This is a genomic window from Streptomyces sp. CA-146814, from assembly GCF_050942385.1.
GTDB lineage: Bacteria > Actinomycetota > Actinomycetes > Streptomycetales > Streptomycetaceae > Streptomyces.
Window position 1 is genome coordinate 2,026,847 of the sequence record NZ_CP192068.1, and the last position, 16,323, is coordinate 2,043,169.

The following is a 16,323-nucleotide window of genomic DNA, read 5'->3' on the forward strand; positions in this document are numbered from 1 at the left end:
ACCTAGAGCGCGTCGGCGCCTCGTGCTCGCAGGGACTGCGCGTACTGCTGGAGGACCCAGACCTCGTTCTGCGCGGCTGCCAGATCGTCGGGGGCCACATGGTTGCCGAGGCGGGCGAGGCTGCTCTGGACGTCATTGATCCGACGGTCGACGGCGCGCAGGCGGACGTGGACGAGCTGCATGCCCGCGTACGTCTCGTCGATCGTCCTGCCCATGAAGACCTCGACGGCCAGCTCGGTGACCAGGCTGCGCACGGTGTTGTTGGGGGCCGCGTCCATCACGGCGACCAGATACTCGCGGTTGTCGCCGAGGCCGCGTTCGGCGCCGCCCGCCTCCTCGATGCACTGGCGCACCGCCGCGTAGGGCGGGGCGGTGAACTCGTCCGCGCCGTACGCGTCGAAGGCCGGGGAGACCAGGGCGGGCTTCTGGAGGGCGAGCTTGAGCAGCTCGCGCTCGGTGCGGTGGGCGGGGCTGCGGAGGTTGAGCGCGGGGCCGGAGGGAGCGGCGGGGGCCTGGACGGTCTGGACGGGCTGCTGCGGTGCGCCGCCGCGCCGGTCCTGGGGGCCGCGGCCGCCCTTCTCGCCGCGGTCACGGGCCCAGCGGGCGAGCTGGGCGACGCGGTGGACGACGAACTCCTGGTCGAGGATGCCGACGAGCCCGGCGAGCTGGACCGCCACCTCCCGCTGCACGCTGCTGGTCTTGATCTTGGCGACGACGGTGGCCGCCTCGTCGAGCGCGGCCGCCCGGCCCGCCGGAGTCTCCAGGTCGTACCGGCCGACGATCTGCCGTAGCGCGAACTCGAAGAGCGGGGTGCGCGGCTCGACCAGGTCGCGTACGGCGTCGTCGCCCTTGGCCAGCCGCAGGTCGCACGGGTCCATGCCGTCCGGGGCGATGGCGATGTAGGTCTCGGCGGCGAACTTCTGGTCGTCCTCGAAGGCGCGCAGAGCCGCCTTCTGGCCGGCCGAGTCGCCGTCGAAGGTGAAGATCACGCGGGCGCTGCCGTTGTCCATGAGGAGGCGGCGCAGGATCTTGATGTGGTCGTTGCCGAAGGCGGTGCCACAGGTGGCGATGGCGGTGGTGACGCCGGCGAGGTGGCAGGCCATGACGTCGGTGTAGCCCTCGACGACGACGGCCCGGCTGGCCTTGGCGATGTCCTTCTTGGCCAGGTCGATGCCGTACAGCACCTGGGACTTCTTGTAGATCGGGGTCTCGGGGGTGTTCAGGTACTTCGGGCCGTTGTCGTCGTCGCGGAGCTTGCGGGCGCCGAAGCCGACGATCTCGCCGGCGGTGTCGCTGATCGGCCACATCAGCCGGCCGCGGAAGCGGTCGATGGGGCCGCGGCGGCCGTCCTGGGAGAGGCCGGAGGTGATCAGCTCCTTGTCGCTGAAGCCCTTGCCGCGCAGATAGCGGGTGAGGTGGTCCCAGCCGGCCGGGCTGTAGCCGACGCGGAAGTGGGTCGCGGCGTCCTGGTCGAAGCCGCGCTCGGCGAGGAACTTCCGGCCGATCTCGGCCTCGGGGCTCTCCAGCGCGCGGACGTAGAAGTCGGCGGCGGCCTGGTGGGCCTCGATCAGCCGGATGCGTTCGCCGCGCTGGTGGGAGGGGTTGTAGCCGCCCTCCTCGTACCGCAGGGTGATGCCCGCCTTGGCGGCGAGGCGCTCGACCGTCTCGGAGAAGGAGAGGTGGTCGATCTTCATCACGAACGCGATGGTGTCGCCGCCCTCCTGGCAGCCGAAGCAGTGGAACAGGCCCTTGCCGGGACTGACCTGGAAGGAGGGGGACTTCTCGTCGTGGAAGGGGCAGAGTCCCTTGAGGTTTCCGCCGCCCGCGCTGCGCAGCTGGAGGTATTCGGACACGACGGAGTCGATCGGGACCGCGTCCCGTACCGCCTTCACGTCGTCATCGTTGATCCTGCCGGCCACGGATGAAGTCTACGGGTGAGGTCGGACAACCTGACGCCCGCCGGGTTCCCGCCCGCCGCCCCGTACGCGGGTCAGGCCGTGCGGCGAGCGGCCCAGACGGTGCGTTCCGTACGTACGGTGAGGTCGTCGCGGCCCAGGAGCGAGCCGGGGCCCTCGGTGTCGAGCAGCCGGTCCAGCGCGGCCAGGTCCTCGGGCGCGAGCGTCCCGGCCACGCTGTGGCGCAGGCGGCGGAGGCTGCCGAGCGCGTAGGCACCGACCGCCTCGCTGCGGGCGCCGTGGAGGTCCACGGTGATGACCCGCTCGTCCTCGACCGTGAATCCGGCCCCGGTCAGCTTCGGGCCCCAGTCGGCGCCGCGGTGCGGCACGTGTTCGGCGTGGAAGCGGTCGCTCGCCTCGTGGCAGCGCTCCTCCAGGCCGGGCCGGTCCTCGGGGGCGTCGGCGGGCAGGAAGCGGGGGAAGCCGGAGAGCTCCACCACGGCGAACAGTCCACCCGGGGCGAGCAGGTCGTGGACGGCCTTCAGGGCCCGGTCCGGGTCGGCCATGTGGTGCATCGAGGCCGACGCCCACACCAGGTCCGGCGTGCCGAGGTCGGGCCAGCCGGCGGCGTCGAGGTCGGCCTGCACGGTCCGTACGCGGCCCTCCGCGCCCCGGGCGCACGCCTTCTCGCGGAGGCGCTGGAGGTGGGCGGCCGAGGTGTCGACGGCGGTGACGTGCGCCTCCGGGAAGCGGTCGAGGAGCGCGAAGGTGCCCGTTCCCGTGCCGGAGCCCAGGTCGACGATCCGGCGGGGCGGCGCCTGGACGGGGAGCCATCCGGTGAGGGCGGTGAGGTGGTCGGCGAGGACCTCGGCGTCGAGGTCGAGGATCTCGGCTTCGCCGTGGTGGGTGTGGGTGTGCGTCATGGACCTCACGCTACGGCGACCATGCCCGTAAGGCACGCACTCTCCCGATGCAGGCAAGAAGGTCGCCGGTGACGATGCCGGGCGCGCAAGCGGAGTACGCAACCCCGTCGGAGTACGTAGCCCCGTCGGCCGTTCACGTCGTGTGCGGCAGGTCCGGCGCGCAACCGTTCACGTCGTGTGCGGCAGATCCGGTGCGCAGCCCTTCCCGGTGCTCCGGTTCTCGCGCAGGTGGCCGCGGCGGGCGTCGCGGTCGAAGATGCCGAGGATCTCGCACGGGCCGCCCTCGGCGCCGATCGCGTGCGGCAGCATCGTCGGGAACTCGGCGGCCTGGTTGGTCTCCACCCGGAAGCGGCGGTGGCCCAGCATGAGGATCGCGGTGCCGGAGAGGACGACCAGCCACTCGTGGCCGGGGTGCGCGCGCATCCGGGCCGGGTTGTCCGGCGGCGGCTCGGTCATCCGCTGCCGTACGACGGTCATACCGGGGTCGCCTTTGACGGCCCAGCGCATCAGTCCGTGGGCGCCGTCGATCATCGGGCTGGTGATGACGTCGTCGGAGGCGGTCTCCACCAGCTGGTCGAGGGTGGTGTCCAGGGCGCGGGCGAGTGTGACGAGCTGGTCCAGGGCGAGGCGGCGCTGCCCGTTCTCGATGCGGCTGAGCGAGGACTGGCTGAGGTTGGCCCGGCCGGCCAGCTCCTCCAGCGACCAGCCCTGCGCCACCCGCAGAGCCCGGATGCGCTTGCGTACGAGGCTGTCCAGCTCGTCATTGTTTTGCTCCATGCGCAACATCGTATGCCCCTGCTGCAAAGCGCGCTTAGCGTCGTGGCGCGGGTCCGGAACAGCCGGGCCCCCGTATGACGTGAGAGGCGCTCATGAGAACGCATCCGCCCGCACCGCCCGGAGCCGGTTCCGGACCCGGGGCCGCCGGGCCGAACCCGCCCGGACCGTCCGGCCCACCCGGACCGTCGGGCCCACCCGGACCCCGTCAGCTCCGGATGATCCTGATCGCCGTCTCGGTCGCGCTGATGGCGGTCATCGCCTCGGTGTCCGGGCTGAACGTGGCCCAGACCGACCTGGCCGTCGAGTTCGGTGCCTCCCAGTCCACGGTCCTGTGGATCATCAACATCTACACCCTCGCCCTGGCCGCGCTCCTGCTGCCGCTGGGCGCGATCGGCGACCGGATCGGCCGGAAGCCGATGCTGATCGCGGGCCTGGTCGTGTTCGGCGTCGCGAGCGTGCTGGCGGGGCTGGCGCCAACAGCCGGGATCATGCTCGCCGCCCGCGTCCTCAGCGGCGTCGGAGCGGCGATGATCATGCCGATCACCCTGGCCGTGATCACCTCCACCTTCCCCGAGGAGGAGCGCGGAAAGGCGATCGGCGTCTGGACCGCGGTCGCCGGGGGCGGTGGCGTCATCGGGATGTTCCTCTCCGCGCTGCTCGTCGACGTGGCGAGCTGGCGGTGGCTGTTCCTCCTGCCGGTCGCTCTCGTCGGGGTGGCGCTCGCCATGACGCTGCGCTCGGTCCCCGACTCCCGGGAGCACGCCGGGCACTCCTTCGACACCGTCGGCGCGCTGACCTCGGTCGTCGCGGTGACCGGCCTCATCTTCGCCCTCCAGGAAGGCCCGGAGAAGGGCTGGGGCGCCCCCGTCACCCTCTCCGCCCTCGCCGTCGGCATCCTCGCCGCCACCGCCTTCGTCGCCCGGGAGCTGCGCCGCCGGGAGGCCGCGCTGCTGGACGTACGGCTCTTCCGGGAGCGGCGGCTCGCCAGTGGTTCGGTGACGCTGCTGGTGGTCTTCGGTGTCCAGGCGGGGATCGCCGTGGTCCTCTTCCCGTTCCTCCAGGCGGTGCTGGGCTGGTCCGGGCTGCTGTCCACCCTCGCGCTGATGCCGATGGCGGTCCTGATGATGCTGACCTCGGGGCTCGCCCCCCGCCTGGCGGCGCGGGTCGGGGCCCGTACGACGATGGCGACGGGGATCGCGCTGGGCGGCGCCGGGCTGGCGCTCATGGCCCTGTTCGTCTCGGTGGGCGGCGGCTACCTGTCGATCCTGCCCGGCATGCTCGCGATGGGCCTCGGCATGGGTCTGGCGATGACGCCGTCCACCGAGGCCATCACCGCGTCCCTGCCGCGCGAGCGCCAGGGCGTGGCGTCCGCGCTCAACGACGTCACCCGCGAGTTCGGCACCGCGCTCGGGGTCGCCCTGCTCGGTGCGCTGCTGTCGGCCGGCTACCGGAGCGCCGTGGACGACCGGCTGGGCGGCATCCCCCGGGACGCGGCGGACACCGCGCGGGAGGGCGTCGCCAACGCGGTCGAGGCGGCCGGCGGTGCGGGCCCGCACCGGGAGGCGCTCCTGGACGCCGCCCAGCGGTCGTTTGTGGACGGCTGGCAGCAGGCCATGTGGGCGGGGGTCGCCGTGATGGCCGCCCTGCTCCTCCTCGTACTCCTGCGGGGGCCGAAGAGCCCGGCCCCGGGGGCGGGGGCCGACGCCCCCGCCCTTCAGCCCGAGGCCCCCGCCCCCCGGACCGAGGCCCCAACCCTTCAGGAGGTCGTCAGAGCAGGGAGGACAGCTCCACCGACGGATCGGCCAGCGCCTCCGGGTCGTGCTGCTGACCGGCCCTGATCAGCTCCTGGATCGTCTCCGTCACGTCCCACACGTTCACGTTCATCCCGGCCAGGACACGGCGGTCCTTGAGCCAGAACGCGATGAACTCCCGCTTCCCCGCGTCGCCCCGGATGATCACCTCGTCGTAGCTGCCGGGCGGCGCCCAGCCGGAGTACTCCAGGCCCAGGTCGTACTGGTCGGAGAAGAAGTACGGCACCCGGTCGTACGCCACGTCCTGGCCGAGCATCGCGCGGGCGGCGGCCGGTCCGCTGTTGAGGGCGTTGGCCCAGTGCTCGACGCGGAGGCGGACGCCGAGCAGCGGGTGGGCGACGGCGGCGACGTCACCGGCGGCGTAGATGTGCGGGTCGGAGGTGCGCAGCGAGGCGTCCACGGCGATGCCGCCGCCGTGCGCCCGCTCGGCCATCTCCAGACCGGCGGCCTCGGCGAGGGCCGAGCGCGGGGCGGCGCCGATCGCGGCGAGCACGTCGTGGGCCGGGTGCTCCTCGCCGTCGTCGGTACGGGCGGCCAGCACCATGCCGTCCTGGCCGGTGATCTCGGTGAGGCGGGCGCCGAAGTGGAAGCGGACGCCGTGCGAGCTGTGCAGTTCGGTGAAGATCTGGCCCAGCTCGGGGCCGACGACCTGGTGCAGCGGGGTGGCCTCCGGCTCGACGACGGTGACCTCGGCTCCGTACCCCCGGGCGGCGGCGGCGACCTCCAGGCCGATCCAGCCGCCTCCGGCGATCACCAGGTGGCCGTTGTCGCGGCCGAGGGCGGCGAGCACGTTGCGCAGCCGGTCGGCGTGGGCGAGGCGGCGCAGGTGGTGGACGCCCGCGAGGTCGGTGCCGGGGACGTCGAGGCGGCGCGGTTCGGAGCCGGTGGCGAGCAGCAGCTTGTCGTAGTGGATGACGGTGTTGTCGCCGAGCTGCACCGTCTTCGCGTACCGGTCGAGGGCGGTGACGGGCTGGCCGAGGTGCAGCTCGATGTCGGCGCCCGCGTACCAGGGGCGCTCGTGGACGAAGACGCTGTCGCGTTCCTCCTTGCCGCCGAGGTAGCCCTTGGAGAGCGGTGGCCGCTCGTAGGGGTGGTCGCGCTCGTCCCCGATGAGGATCACCCGGCCGGTGAACCCTTCCGCGCGGAGTGTTTCGGCCGCCTTCGCCCCTGCGAGTCCCGCTCCGACGATGACGAATGTCCGATGTGCGTCGACCACTTGATGCCTCCTCAGTACTGTGCTGCGCGGCGCCCCCGGCTGCGAGCGTCCCGCACGCAGCGTGATGGCGAAAGAGGGTGTGCCCGGAACAGGTCACACCCAGTGGTCAGGTTCCAGTCTGCCTCTCAGCCTCGGCGGGCGGTGAGCGCGGCGTGCAGGGATCGCGCGGAGGCGTCGGTCAGGGCCGCGATCTGGTCGACCAGGACGCGCTTACGGGAGTGGTCGTCGGGCGCCTGGTCGAACAGCGCCCGGAAGTGCGGCTCCAGCCCCTCGGGCGCGCGGGCGGTGAGCGCGGCGGCCAGCTCGGCGATGACGATGCGCTGGTCGGCGCGGAGGGTCTCCTGCTCGGCGCGCTGCATCACGTAACGGTCGGCGACCGCCTTGAGGACCGCGCACTCGTTGCGCACGGTGCGCGGAACGACCAGCTCCGCGCCGTACCGGGTGAGGCGGCCGGGGCCGTAGACCTCGCGGGTGGCGGTCTCGGCCTCGGTGCAGAACCGGCCGATGAGCTGGCTGGTGGCGTCCTTCAGACGGGCCTGGGCCACGGCCGAGCCGTCGTAACCGTGCGGCCACCACTCCTGGTCGATCAGCCGGTCCAGCGCCTCGGCCAGCTCCTGCGGGTCGGTGTCGGCGGGGACGTAACGGCCGATGGCGACGGCGAAGATGTCCTCGCGCTCCGGCTCGGCGTAGAGGCAGTTGGGGTCGATGTGCCCGGCGTGCAGCCCGTCCTCGAAGTCGTGCACCGAGTACGCCACGTCGTCGGACCAGTCCATCACCTGGGCCTCGAAGCAGGTGCGGCCCTCGGGCGCCCCCTTGCGGGCCCACGCGAAGACCGGCAGGTCGTCCGCGTACACACCGAACTTCACCGAGTGCGGGTCGGTGGGGTGCGCGCCGCGCGGCCAGGGGTACTTGGTGGCGGCGTCCAGGGCGGCCCGGGTCAGGTTGAGGCCGACGCTCACCAGCTCGCCGGTGCGCGGGTCGTGGACGAACCGCTTGGGCTCCAGGCGGGTCAGCAGCCGCAGCGACTGGGCGTTGCCCTCGAAGCCGCCGCAGTCGGAGGCGAAGTCGTTGAGCGCCTGTTCGCCGTTGTGGCCGAAGGGCGGGTGGCCCATGTCGTGCGAGAGGCAGGCCGTCTCCACGAGATCCGGGTCGCAGCCGAGGACCGCGCCCAGCTCCCGGCCGACCTGCGCGCACTCCAGGGAGTGGGTGAGCCGGGTGCGGGGGCTGGCGTCCCAGACGAGCGAACGCGTGCCGGGCGTGACCACCTGGGTCTTCCCGGCGAGCCGGCGCAGCGCGGCGGAGTGCAGCACCCGGGCCCGGTCGCGCTGGAAGGCGGTGCGGCCGGGACGCTTGTCCTGCTCGGTGTCGAACCGCTCGGTGTCGGCCGCCCCGTAACCGCTCCCGGTGCCCCGCTCTCCGAGCGTGCCGAGTGTGCGGTGTGCTCCGAGTGTGCCGTGTGTCTGATCTGCCCCGTGTACGCCCTGTGTGCCGTCCATGGTTCCGACAGTAGCGACCGGGACCGACAACGCGCCGTGAGCGGGCCGGGGAGTCAGGCGGAAGCGAGCAAGCTCACTGCCTCGGAGGGCGCGGTGGCGGACACTGCCTGGTCGTAGCGGTGGAGGAGGAGGCGGGCCATGGCGGGGTGGGCGCCGAGCGGAACGGCGGCGGTGCGGGGCGCGGCGCTCGCGGCGGCGCTCGCGAAGCGGCCGGGCGCGGTGAAGTACGAGGCGACGAAGGTACGGTGCCGGCCTCGGGCGGCCAGCGCGCGCAGCGCGGCGGGGACGGTGGGGGTGGCGGCGGAGGCGTACGCGGGGATCACGGGCACGCCGCCGAGCCGCTCGCCGAGTATCCGGGCCGTACGCCGGGTGTCCTGGGCCGAGTCGGGGTCGCGGGAGCCGGCGGCGGCCAGGACCACGGCGGCCCGGCGGCTCCCTTCGTCGGCAGGGTCCCAGCCCGCCTCCACGAGCCGCCCGTACAACGCCTCCACCAGCAGCGGGTGCGGGCCGAGGGGGGCGGCGATCCGGGTCCGTACGGAGGGGGCGGCGGCCGCGGCCGTGGGCAGGTCGTGCTTGACGTGGTGGCCGCGGCCGAGGAGCAGCGGTACGAGGACGGCGTCGGCCCCGCGCAGGCCGTCCAGGGTGTCCGGGAGGAGCGGCTGGTTCAGCTCGATGTGGCCGAGGCGGACGTCGAGCCCGGGGCGCAGGTCGCGGACCCGGTCCAGGAGCGCGAGGACGGTGCGCAGGGCCTGCGGGTCGCGGCTGCCGTGGGCGACGGCGAGGAGGGCGGGCGGGGCGGGCGCGCTGGTGGGCGGCCGGGGCGCGGCGGGGGGCCGGGGCACGGCGAGGGGGCGGGGCACGGCGAGGGGGCGGGTGCGGTGCATGGGCCTGCGGGTTCCGTTCCGGGAGGCGGCGGTGGGGCGGGCGGGCGGCGAGCTGGGCTGGGCTGGGTGGTGATGAATCCGATCGTGCCGGGCGGAGGTTGCCGGGCCGTTGCCTGAGGGTCACGGAGGTTTTCCGCGGCCTCACGGAGGGGTGGTGGCCGGTGTGCGGTGCGGGGGCCTGCACCCGTTTCTGCCGGTCGGCGAACCTTTCGGGCGTTTCGCTCGTCAGGTGAGTTGGGACCGAACGACGGTACGGACGGTGAGGGGGCTCGCGTGCGAGGGATGCGAGGGATGCGAAGGGCGCGGGAGGCGTCGGAAGTACGGGCGGCGCGGGAGGTGCGGGAGGCGCCGGGGAGACCGGAGGGCAGCGCGAAGAGACACGGACCATGGCTGCGGCTGCGGGCGCGGCTGCCGCTGCGGGTGGCGCTGAGGGTGCCGCGCACCCGCCGGGGCCGACGGCTCGCCGTGCAGGGGCTGATGGCCCTCTGCGTGCTGGCTCTGCTGCCCGCGACCTGGATGCGGGTGGGTGCGGGCGACCGGGTCGGGACCACGGCGGACGCCCCGGCCCGGGAGGTCGCCATGGTGTTCGGCGCCGGGCTCTGGAACGGCCGGCCGACCCCGTATCTGGCCCACCGCCTGGACGCGGCGGCCGAGTTGTACCGCACGGGCAAGGTGAAGGTCGTCCTGGTCACCGGGGACAACAGCCGGGTGGAGTACGACGAGCCGGACGCGATGCGGACGTATCTCACCGGGCGCGGGGTGCCGGACGACCGGATCGTCAGCGACTACGCCGGGTTCGACAGCTGGGACTCGTGCGTGCGGGCCAAGAAGATATTCGGGGTCGACCGGGCGGTGCTGGTGAGCCAGGGCTTCCACATCCACCGGGCGACCACACTGTGCCGCTCCGCCGGGATCGACGCCTACGGGGTCGCGGTCGACGAGCCCCGGGACGCGACCTGGTATTACGGCGGGACCCGGGAGCTGGCCGCGTCGGGCAAGGCGGCCCTGGACGCTCTCTTCCGTCCCGACCCGCGCTTCCTCGGGCCGCAGGAGGCGGGCGTGACGGAGGCGCTGGCGTCGGCGGCGCCGTGACGTGAAGCCGGGCGGCGCCGTGATGTGAAGCCTGGCGGCGTCGGCGGCGCCGTGACCTGGGACCTCACAGGGGTGTGGGCGGGAGGCTGAGGCGGGCGTTCCGGTGGCGTAACCGGGTGCCTCCGTCCCCGTAATACCGCTCTCGCAGGCTGGGCCCATGACCGGTACCGAGACGCCCACCCACTGCCCGTACTGCGCACTCCAGTGCGGGATGAGCCTGCGCCCGGTCTCCGGTGGGGCGGTGGCCGAGGTGGTGGAGCGCACCGGATTCCCGGTCAACCGGGGCGCGTTGTGCGGCAAGGGGCGGTCCGCGCCGGCCGTGCTGCGCCAAGGGGCCCGGCTGACTTCTCCGCTGGTACGGAGGCGGCCCGGCGGTGCGTTGGAGGAGGCGGGCTGGGACGAAGCCCTGGGGCGGATCGCGGAGGGGCTCGGCGGGGTGCGGGCGGCGCACGGGGCGGATGCGGTGTGGGTGTTCGGCGGGGGCGGCCTGACCAACGAGAAGGCGTACGCGCTCGGGAAGTTCGCCCGGGTGGTGCTCGGGACCTCGCAGATCGACTACAACGGCCGGTTCTGCATGTCGTCGGCGGCGGCAGCGCACCAGCGGGCGTTCGGGCTCGACCGGGGGCTGCCGTTCCCGCTGGAGGACATCCCGCGCACCGGATGCGTGATCCTGGTCGGGTCGAACCTGGCCGAGACGATGCCGCCCGCGCTGCGGTATCTCACCGAACTGAAGGCGAACGGGGGCCGGCTGATCGTCATCGACCCGCGCCGCACCCGCACCGCCGAGCAGGCGGACCTGCATCTGGCGCCCCGCCCCGGCACCGATCTGGCCCTGGCGCTCGGGATGCTGCACCTGGTGGTGGCGGGAGGGCGGGTGGACGAGGAGTTCGTACGGAGCCGTACGCGTGGCTGGGAGGAGGCGCGGGCCGGGGCGATGGCGCACTGGCCGGAGCTGGTGGAGCGGATCTGCGGGGTGGAGGCGGCGCGGCTGCGGGAGGCGGTGGAGCTGTTCTGCGGGGCGGAGAGCGGGATGGTGCTGACGGCGCGAGGGCCGGAGCAGCAGGCCAAGGGGACGGACACGGTGGGCGCGTGGATCAACTTCTGCCTGGCCACCGGGCGGGCGGGGCGGCCGCTGTCCGGGTACGGGTGCCTGACCGGGCAGGGCAACGGGCAGGGCGGCCGGGAGCACGGCCAGAAGGCGGACCAGCTGCCCGGCTACCGCAAGCTGACCGATCCGGACGCCCGCCGCCATGTCGCGGAGGTGTGGGGCGTGGATCCGGACAGCCTGCCGGGGCCGGGGCGGAGCGCGTACGAACTGCTGGACGCGCTGGGCCGGGATGTGCGGGCACTGCTGGTAATGGGCTCCAACCCGGTGGTCTCGGCCCCGCACGCCTCGCACGTGGAAGAGCGCCTGGCGTCCCTGGACTTCCTGGCGGTGGCGGATGTCGTCCTCTCCGAGACGGCGGAGCTGGCGGACGTGGTGCTGCCGGTGACGCAGTGGGCGGAGGAGAGCGGGACCACCACCAATCTGGAGGGCCGGGTGGTGCTGCGGCGGCGGGCGCTCGACCCGCCGGAGGGGGTGCGCAGCGACCTGGAGGTGCTGCACGCGCTGGCCGGACTGCTGGGCCACGGCAAGGGGTTCCCGGCCGACCCGGCCGAGGTGTTCGAGGAGTTGCGGCGGGCCTCGGCGGGCGGGGCGGCGGACTACGCGGGCATCACGTACGAGCGGATCGCGGCGGAGGACGGCGTGTTCTGGCCGTGCCCGGACACGGACCATCCGGGTACGCCGCGGCTCTTCCTGGACCGGTTCGCGACGGCGGACGGGCGGGCCGCGTTCGTGCCGGTGGTGCACCGGGTGGCGGCCGAGGAGACGGACCGGGAGTATCCGGTGGTGCTGACGACGGGGCGGGTGGTGGCGCAGTACCAGTCGGGGGCCCAGACCCGCCGGGTGGAGGAGCTGAACGCGGCGGCTCCGGGCCCGTTCGTGGAGCTGCACCCGCGTCTGGCGGAGCGGCTCGGCGTGGCGGAGGGCGAGCTCGTCGCCGTGGTGTCCCGGCGCGGCCGGGCGGTGGCGCCGGCCCGGATCACCGGGGCGATCCGGGCGGACACGGTGTTCATGCCGTTCCACTGGCCGGGTGAGGGGCGGGCCAACACGCTGACCAACCCGGCCCTCGACCCGGTGTCGCGGATGCCGGAGTTCAAGGTGTGCGCGGTCCGCCTGGAGCCCGCCCGGTGATCCACCGCCCTTCGGCGATGACGCTGCCGCTCGTCCGCAGGGACCGGGTGACGGCGGCCGCGGCTAGGTAGACCCAGGCACGGGTCGCCGGAGGCCCCTGCCCCGGTTCGCCCTCCCCCGCTCCGCCCTCCCCCGGCAGCTCGACCTCGCGGACGACCCGCTCGTACAGATTGCGGGGGTGGCCGGGCCCGAGGTACTCCTCCAGGTGGTCCAGGAGCCCGAGCAACTCCCCGTACACCCCGGGCGCGGCGGTGAGCAGGGTGCCGTGGACACGGCCGTGGCCGTCGATGGCGTACGGGTAGCCGGGCCCGTCGTACAGCAGGGCCCGGGGCAGGACGGCCGCCCGCTCCCTCGACGTACGGCCCCGGAGGAAGAGGTCGTGGTTGGGTTCGCCGGGGAGCAGCGTGCCGTACACGAAGAACGGCAGCTCGTCGGTGGGCGGGGGGCCGGGGTCCAGGGTGCTCATGGCCGCCGTCACAGGGCGGCTGCGGGAGCCGTCTCCGCCGTGACCCAGCCGAGGTAACGGGCGCTGCCGCGGATGACGGGGATGGCGATGATCTCCGGGGTCTCGTAGTCGTGCGCCCCCTGGAGGTACTCCTCCAGCTCCTCGTAGCGCTCGGCCGCCGTCTTGAAGAGCACCTGCCACTCCTCGGAGGACTCGATGGCGTTCTGCCACCGGTAGACCGAGGTGACGGGCGCGGAGATCTGCGCGCAGGCCGCCAGCCGGGCCTCCACCGCCCCTTGCGCCAGCTCGTGGGCCTTCTCCTCGCTGTCGGTCGTGGTCAGTACGGTCAGCCATGCCGGCGGCGCTGTCATCGTCGGTCTCCTCGGGTACGGCGGGCACCTTGCCCGTGCACCGATTGTCGGCCCGGAGCCGTTCAGGCGCTGTACGGATGCCGGTTTCGCGCGTCGCGCAGGGCGACGCCCCACCAGACCAGCTGGTCCAGGAGTGCCTTGGCCGCGCCGTCGACGTCCGCCGGCTCCCGGTGGTTCCCCTCGTCGTCGAAGAGGGCGCCCGCGTTGTGGAAGGAGACGGTGTCGCGGACGGAGACCGTGTGCGTCTCGGCGAAGACCTGCCGGAGCTGCTCGACGGCCCGCAACCCGCCGGACCTGCCGCCGTAACTGACGAAGGCGACGGGTTTGGCCTGCCATTCGGTGCGGTGCCAGTCGATGAGGTTCTTGAGCGGGGCCGGGAAGGAGTGGTTGTACTCGGGCGTGACCACGACGAACGCGTCGGCAGCGGCCAGCCGCTCCGAGACCGCCTCGATACGGGCCGCGTCCTCGGGGGCGGGGCGGAAGGAGAGGGAGACGGGGAGGTCGGCGGTGAGGACGTCGATGAGCTCGGTCTCGATGCCGTCGTACCGAGCGGCCCGGCCGAGGAACCAGTCGGCGATGACCGGCCCGAAGCGGCCTTCCCGGTTGCTGCCGAGGATGACGGCGACTTTGAGAGGGGCAGGGGTGAGGGCTTTGGTGGTGGTGTCCATGCGGTCGAGTCTTGAGCCTCAACTTCGGTTGAGGTCAAGTCGACAGCGGGTCGCGCCCGAACGGGCTTACGCGTAGGGCCGGATGGCCACCGTGACATCCATGGCGAAGACGTTCGCTCCCGCCGCCGACGGCAGGCCCAGAGCGCGGTCGAGCACGCGTCCCAGAGGGCCGCAGCCGCTGGTGCGCGGGGCGGCGAACTCCGCGTCCTGCGTACCGAAGGCAACGACCAAGGGATCCCTGGATATCACCCGGGTGGGATCGGTGTCCTTCAGGACGAGGTGGACCGCGTCCTCGTCGCTGCCCACGGAACAGCCCGAGGACGGCCGGGCAGGCGGCCCGTACGCCGAGCCGATGGCGAACGCGAGGTCGAACTCGCCGCGCCGGGTGTCGTCGGACAGGAAGTCCGAATATCCGCCGTACCGCGGAGTCAGGGTCAACGGGGTGCCTCCCACCCGGATGGGCGCAGCGGTCATCTCACCGAAGACCTGGCGGAATTCACCGTCCACACGACCTTCCGCGAAGGTGATCCTCATGGGCTCGGTGAGCGGTTCGTCGACGGCCCCCATCCGCAGATGGCCGGTGGCGTGCATGACCTCGCAGCGCCAGGTCCCGGGGTCCGCCCCTGCGGGCAGTTCGTCGACGGCCGGGCAGGCGGAGAAGTCGAACTCGGGCAGGCCCAGGGCCCGTTCAGCCCCCTGCGCGGGTGCTGCCCCCAGGACAAGTCCGGCAAGCAGGGCCCCCGCGACAGCACCGGCGAGGCGGTGGACAGCGCGACTCAGGGTCATTCGGCTCGGTGTCATATCCACAGCATTGCAGACCTTCCTCTGCAGAGGAAGGTCTGCAGAGAAATATCTGCCGTTCGGGTAGACTGCCTCCATGACGAAAGAGCGGAGAGCGGAAGCCGCCGAGCGGCGCACGGTCGACAGCCCCCTGGCGCTCAAGGCCCTCTCACACCCCCTGCGCCTGCGCATCCTGCGCCACCTCGGCACGGCGGGCCCGGCCACCTCGACCACGCTGGCCGCCGCCCTCGGCGAGAACACCGGGACGCTCAGCTACCACCTGCGGATGCTGGAGCGCAGCGGCCTCATCGAGGACATCCCCGAGCGCTCCACCGGGCGGGAGCGCTGGTGGCGCGGTGTGCGCGGGCTCGACATCCGCAGACCGCCGCAGGATGAGCTGACCGAGGCCGAGCGCGCCCTGTCGGCCGAGCTGGACCGGATGAGGATGGAGGAAGACGTCGAACTCGCCCGGCAGTTCACCGCCGGGCAGGCGGAGTCCGAAGGCTGGATGCGAGGTTCCCGCAGCCTCACCCACCTCACCAAGGCCGAGCTGGACGCCTTCCACGACGACTATCTGGCCCTGCTCGCACGCTATGCCCACGGCCCCGAGGACGCCCCCGACGACGCACGGCCCGTACTCCTCCGCTGGTTCGGCCTGCCTGCCGACTGACCGACACCCGCATGCTCACCCCACCCCACCTGAACAGGCACTTCACACGCCACGCGGGCCACGCCCGGGCGCTGTATGCGCAACCTCACCGATCCCCTGGCACGGCCTCCCCCGCCTACGGTGGTCGTATGACGCATCGCCCGCCCAGCGCATCAGCCCTCCCCCTCCCCTACGTCGAGATGGACGGTCGCCCCGCCACCGAGGACGACCTCCGCGTCCCCGCCCTCTTCGGGTTCGGGCACTTCACCGCCATGCAGGTGAGGGACCTGAAGGCGCGAGGGCTCGGGCTGCATCTGGAGCGGCTGGAGGCGGCGAATCGGGAGTTGTTCCACCTGCCTCTGGACGGCGGGCACGTGAGGGAGCTGATCCGGCGCGCGCTGGACAGGGCCGGGCTGCGGGACGCCTCCGTGCGGGTGCACGGGTTCCTGCCGCCCGGGGAGAGCCGTACGCGGGTCATGGTCACCGTTCGCGAGGCTGCCGTCATGGCTCCGGGAGCCCGGAGCCTGATGTCGGTGCCGTACACGCGGGCCGTGCCGCACATCAAGCGGCCGGGCGAGTTCGGGCAGACGTACTACGGGATGCTCGCCGCGCGGGCCGGGTTCGACGAGGCTCTGCTGACCGCGCCGGGCGGGGTGGTGACCGAAGGATCCTTCACCAACGTCGGCTTCTGGGACGGGACTTCGGTGGTGTGGCCGGACGCCCCGGCGCTCGCCGGTACGACCATGACCCTCCTGGAACGCGGCCTCGCGACGGCCGGGGAGCCGTCGGTGCGGCGGACGGTGACGCTGGACGGGCTGGGCGCGTACCGGGGCGCCTTCCTCTGCAACGCGCAGGGGATCGCGCCGGTGCGGCGCATCGATGGGGTGGAGTTCGCCGGCATGGATTTTGCGAGCGCGGACTTCGTGAGCGTGGACTTCGCGAGCGTGGACTTCGCGAGCGTGGACTTCGCGAGCGTGGACTTCGCGAGCGTGGATGAGGACATGGAGGGCGTGATGGGGCGGCTGGAGGCCGTGTATCGGGATGCGCCGGCGGAGCCGCTCTGAGACATGGCCGGAAATC

Annotated in this window: 15 protein-coding genes; 5 read left to right on the top strand and 10 right to left on the bottom strand. The window is 73.1% G+C overall.

From position 1 onward, the window contains the following. Window positions 1-2: 2 nt before the first annotated feature. From dnaG to ACQP09_RS09015, 3 genes are all read right to left on the bottom strand, one after another. Window positions 3-1,919, bottom strand: coding sequence for a DNA primase (gene dnaG, locus ACQP09_RS09005; RefSeq protein WP_433397406.1), 1,917 nt, complete (start codon window positions 1,917-1,919; stop codon window positions 3-5). Between the two features lie 71 nt (window positions 1,920-1,990). Further along, window positions 1,991-2,818, bottom strand: a complete 828-nt coding sequence (locus ACQP09_RS09010) for a class I SAM-dependent methyltransferase (RefSeq protein ID WP_433397407.1) — start codon at window positions 2,816-2,818, stop codon at window positions 1,991-1,993. Between the two features lie 168 nt (window positions 2,819-2,986). After that, the gene (locus ACQP09_RS09015; protein ID WP_433397409.1) at window positions 2,987-3,595 is read right to left on the bottom strand and encodes a helix-turn-helix domain-containing protein; all 609 of its coding nucleotides are present in this window, start codon (window positions 3,593-3,595) and stop codon (window positions 2,987-2,989) included. Window positions 3,596-3,810: 215 nt separating this feature from the next. Between ACQP09_RS09015 and ACQP09_RS09020 the strand changes: the two genes are divergently transcribed. After that, the gene (locus tag ACQP09_RS09020) at window positions 3,811-5,433 is read left to right on the top strand and encodes an MFS transporter (RefSeq protein ID WP_433397411.1); all 1,623 of its coding nucleotides are present in this window, start codon (window positions 3,811-3,813) and stop codon (window positions 5,431-5,433) included. Here the strand turns inward: ACQP09_RS09020 and ACQP09_RS09025 are convergent. The 3 genes from ACQP09_RS09025 to ACQP09_RS09035 form a co-directional block, all read right to left on the bottom strand. Next, window positions 5,363-6,622 (bottom strand): NAD(P)/FAD-dependent oxidoreductase, encoded by a 1,260-nt coding sequence (locus tag ACQP09_RS09025; RefSeq protein ID WP_433397413.1) that lies wholly within the window; start codon window positions 6,620-6,622, stop codon window positions 5,363-5,365. The two genes, ACQP09_RS09020 and ACQP09_RS09025, sit on opposite strands and share 71 nt — an antisense overlap. A 125-nt stretch (window positions 6,623-6,747) precedes the next feature. Continuing rightward, entirely contained in the window at window positions 6,748-8,118 is a 1,371-nt protein-coding gene (locus ACQP09_RS09030; RefSeq protein ID WP_433397415.1) for a deoxyguanosinetriphosphate triphosphohydrolase, read from the bottom strand. Window positions 8,119-8,171: 53 nt separating this feature from the next. Further along, window positions 8,172-9,002, bottom strand: a complete 831-nt coding sequence (locus tag ACQP09_RS09035) for a sirohydrochlorin chelatase (protein ID WP_433397417.1) — start codon at window positions 9,000-9,002, stop codon at window positions 8,172-8,174. 282 nt (window positions 9,003-9,284) lie between these two features. Here ACQP09_RS09035 and ACQP09_RS09040 point away from each other — a divergent pair, with 282 nt between their 5' ends. Together ACQP09_RS09040 and ACQP09_RS09045 are read left to right on the top strand one after the other, a co-directional pair. After that, the gene (locus ACQP09_RS09040) at window positions 9,285-10,094 is read left to right on the top strand and encodes a SanA/YdcF family protein (protein ID WP_433406525.1); all 810 of its coding nucleotides are present in this window, start codon (window positions 9,285-9,287) and stop codon (window positions 10,092-10,094) included. A gap of 157 nt (window positions 10,095-10,251) precedes the next feature. Beyond that, a complete protein-coding gene (locus ACQP09_RS09045; protein ID WP_433397419.1) occupies window positions 10,252-12,330 on the top strand; it encodes a molybdopterin oxidoreductase family protein in 2,079 nt (692 codons plus the stop codon). Here the strand turns inward: ACQP09_RS09045 and ACQP09_RS09050 are convergent. From ACQP09_RS09050 to ACQP09_RS09065, 4 genes are all read right to left on the bottom strand, one after another. Further along, complete coding sequence (locus ACQP09_RS09050; protein ID WP_433397421.1) at window positions 12,293-12,796, bottom strand: gamma-glutamylcyclotransferase family protein; 504 nt, start codon at window positions 12,794-12,796, stop codon at window positions 12,293-12,295. The two genes, ACQP09_RS09045 and ACQP09_RS09050, sit on opposite strands and share 38 nt — an antisense overlap. A gap of 8 nt (window positions 12,797-12,804) precedes the next feature. Further along, window positions 12,805-13,146 (bottom strand): divalent-cation tolerance protein CutA, encoded by a 342-nt coding sequence (gene cutA / locus ACQP09_RS09055; RefSeq protein ID WP_404057695.1) that lies wholly within the window; start codon window positions 13,144-13,146, stop codon window positions 12,805-12,807. A 62-nt stretch (window positions 13,147-13,208) separates the two neighbouring features. Beyond that, a complete protein-coding gene (locus ACQP09_RS09060) occupies window positions 13,209-13,814 on the bottom strand; it encodes an NADPH-dependent FMN reductase (RefSeq protein ID WP_433397422.1) in 606 nt (201 codons plus the stop codon). Between the two features lie 66 nt (window positions 13,815-13,880). Continuing rightward, window positions 13,881-14,600: a hypothetical protein gene (locus tag ACQP09_RS09065; protein ID WP_433397424.1), complete on the bottom strand. Its 720-nt coding sequence runs from the start codon at window positions 14,598-14,600 to the stop codon at window positions 13,881-13,883. Window positions 14,601-14,691: 91 nt separating this feature from the next. Here ACQP09_RS09065 and ACQP09_RS09070 point away from each other — a divergent pair, with 91 nt between their 5' ends. Together ACQP09_RS09070 and ACQP09_RS09075 are read left to right on the top strand one after the other, a co-directional pair. Beyond that, window positions 14,692-15,264, top strand: a complete 573-nt coding sequence (locus ACQP09_RS09070) for an ArsR/SmtB family transcription factor (RefSeq protein WP_433397426.1) — start codon at window positions 14,692-14,694, stop codon at window positions 15,262-15,264. Between the two features lie 128 nt (window positions 15,265-15,392). Further along, entirely contained in the window at window positions 15,393-16,307 is a 915-nt protein-coding gene (locus tag ACQP09_RS09075; protein WP_433397428.1) for an aminotransferase class IV, read from the top strand. Window positions 16,308-16,323: the final 16 nt, after the last annotated feature.

What these genes read in the sequence shown, in the direction of transcription:
- ACQP09_RS09010 (WP_433397407.1), bottom strand. Translation starts at nt 2,818, where the DNA reads ATGACGCACACCCACACCCACCACGGCGAAGCCGAGATCCTCGACCTC.
- ACQP09_RS09015 (WP_433397409.1), bottom strand. Translation starts at nt 3,595, where the DNA reads ATGGAGCAAAACAATGACGAGCTGGACAGCCTCGTACGCAAGCGCATC.
- ACQP09_RS09020 (WP_433397411.1), top strand. Translation starts at nt 3,811, where the DNA reads ATGATCCTGATCGCCGTCTCGGTCGCGCTGATGGCGGTCATCGCCTCG.
- ACQP09_RS09030 (WP_433397415.1), bottom strand. Translation starts at nt 8,118, where the DNA reads ATGGACGGCACACAGGGCGTACACGGGGCAGATCAGACACACGGCACA.
- ACQP09_RS09035 (WP_433397417.1), bottom strand. Translation starts at nt 9,002, where the DNA reads ATGCACCGCACCCGCCCCCTCGCCGTGCCCCGCCCCCTCGCCGTGCCC.
- ACQP09_RS09040 (WP_433406525.1), top strand. Translation starts at nt 9,285, where the DNA reads ATGCGAGGGATGCGAAGGGCGCGGGAGGCGTCGGAAGTACGGGCGGCG.
- ACQP09_RS09045 (WP_433397419.1), top strand. Translation starts at nt 10,252, where the DNA reads ATGACCGGTACCGAGACGCCCACCCACTGCCCGTACTGCGCACTCCAG.
- ACQP09_RS09050 (WP_433397421.1), bottom strand. Translation starts at nt 12,796, where the DNA reads ATGAGCACCCTGGACCCCGGCCCCCCGCCCACCGACGAGCTGCCGTTC.
- cutA (WP_404057695.1), bottom strand. Translation starts at nt 13,146, where the DNA reads ATGACAGCGCCGCCGGCATGGCTGACCGTACTGACCACGACCGACAGC.
- ACQP09_RS09060 (WP_433397422.1), bottom strand. Translation starts at nt 13,814, where the DNA reads ATGGACACCACCACCAAAGCCCTCACCCCTGCCCCTCTCAAAGTCGCC.
- ACQP09_RS09065 (WP_433397424.1), bottom strand. Translation starts at nt 14,600, where the DNA reads ATGACCCTGAGTCGCGCTGTCCACCGCCTCGCCGGTGCTGTCGCGGGG.
- ACQP09_RS09070 (WP_433397426.1), top strand. Translation starts at nt 14,692, where the DNA reads ATGACGAAAGAGCGGAGAGCGGAAGCCGCCGAGCGGCGCACGGTCGAC.
- ACQP09_RS09075 (WP_433397428.1), top strand. Translation starts at nt 15,393, where the DNA reads ATGACGCATCGCCCGCCCAGCGCATCAGCCCTCCCCCTCCCCTACGTC.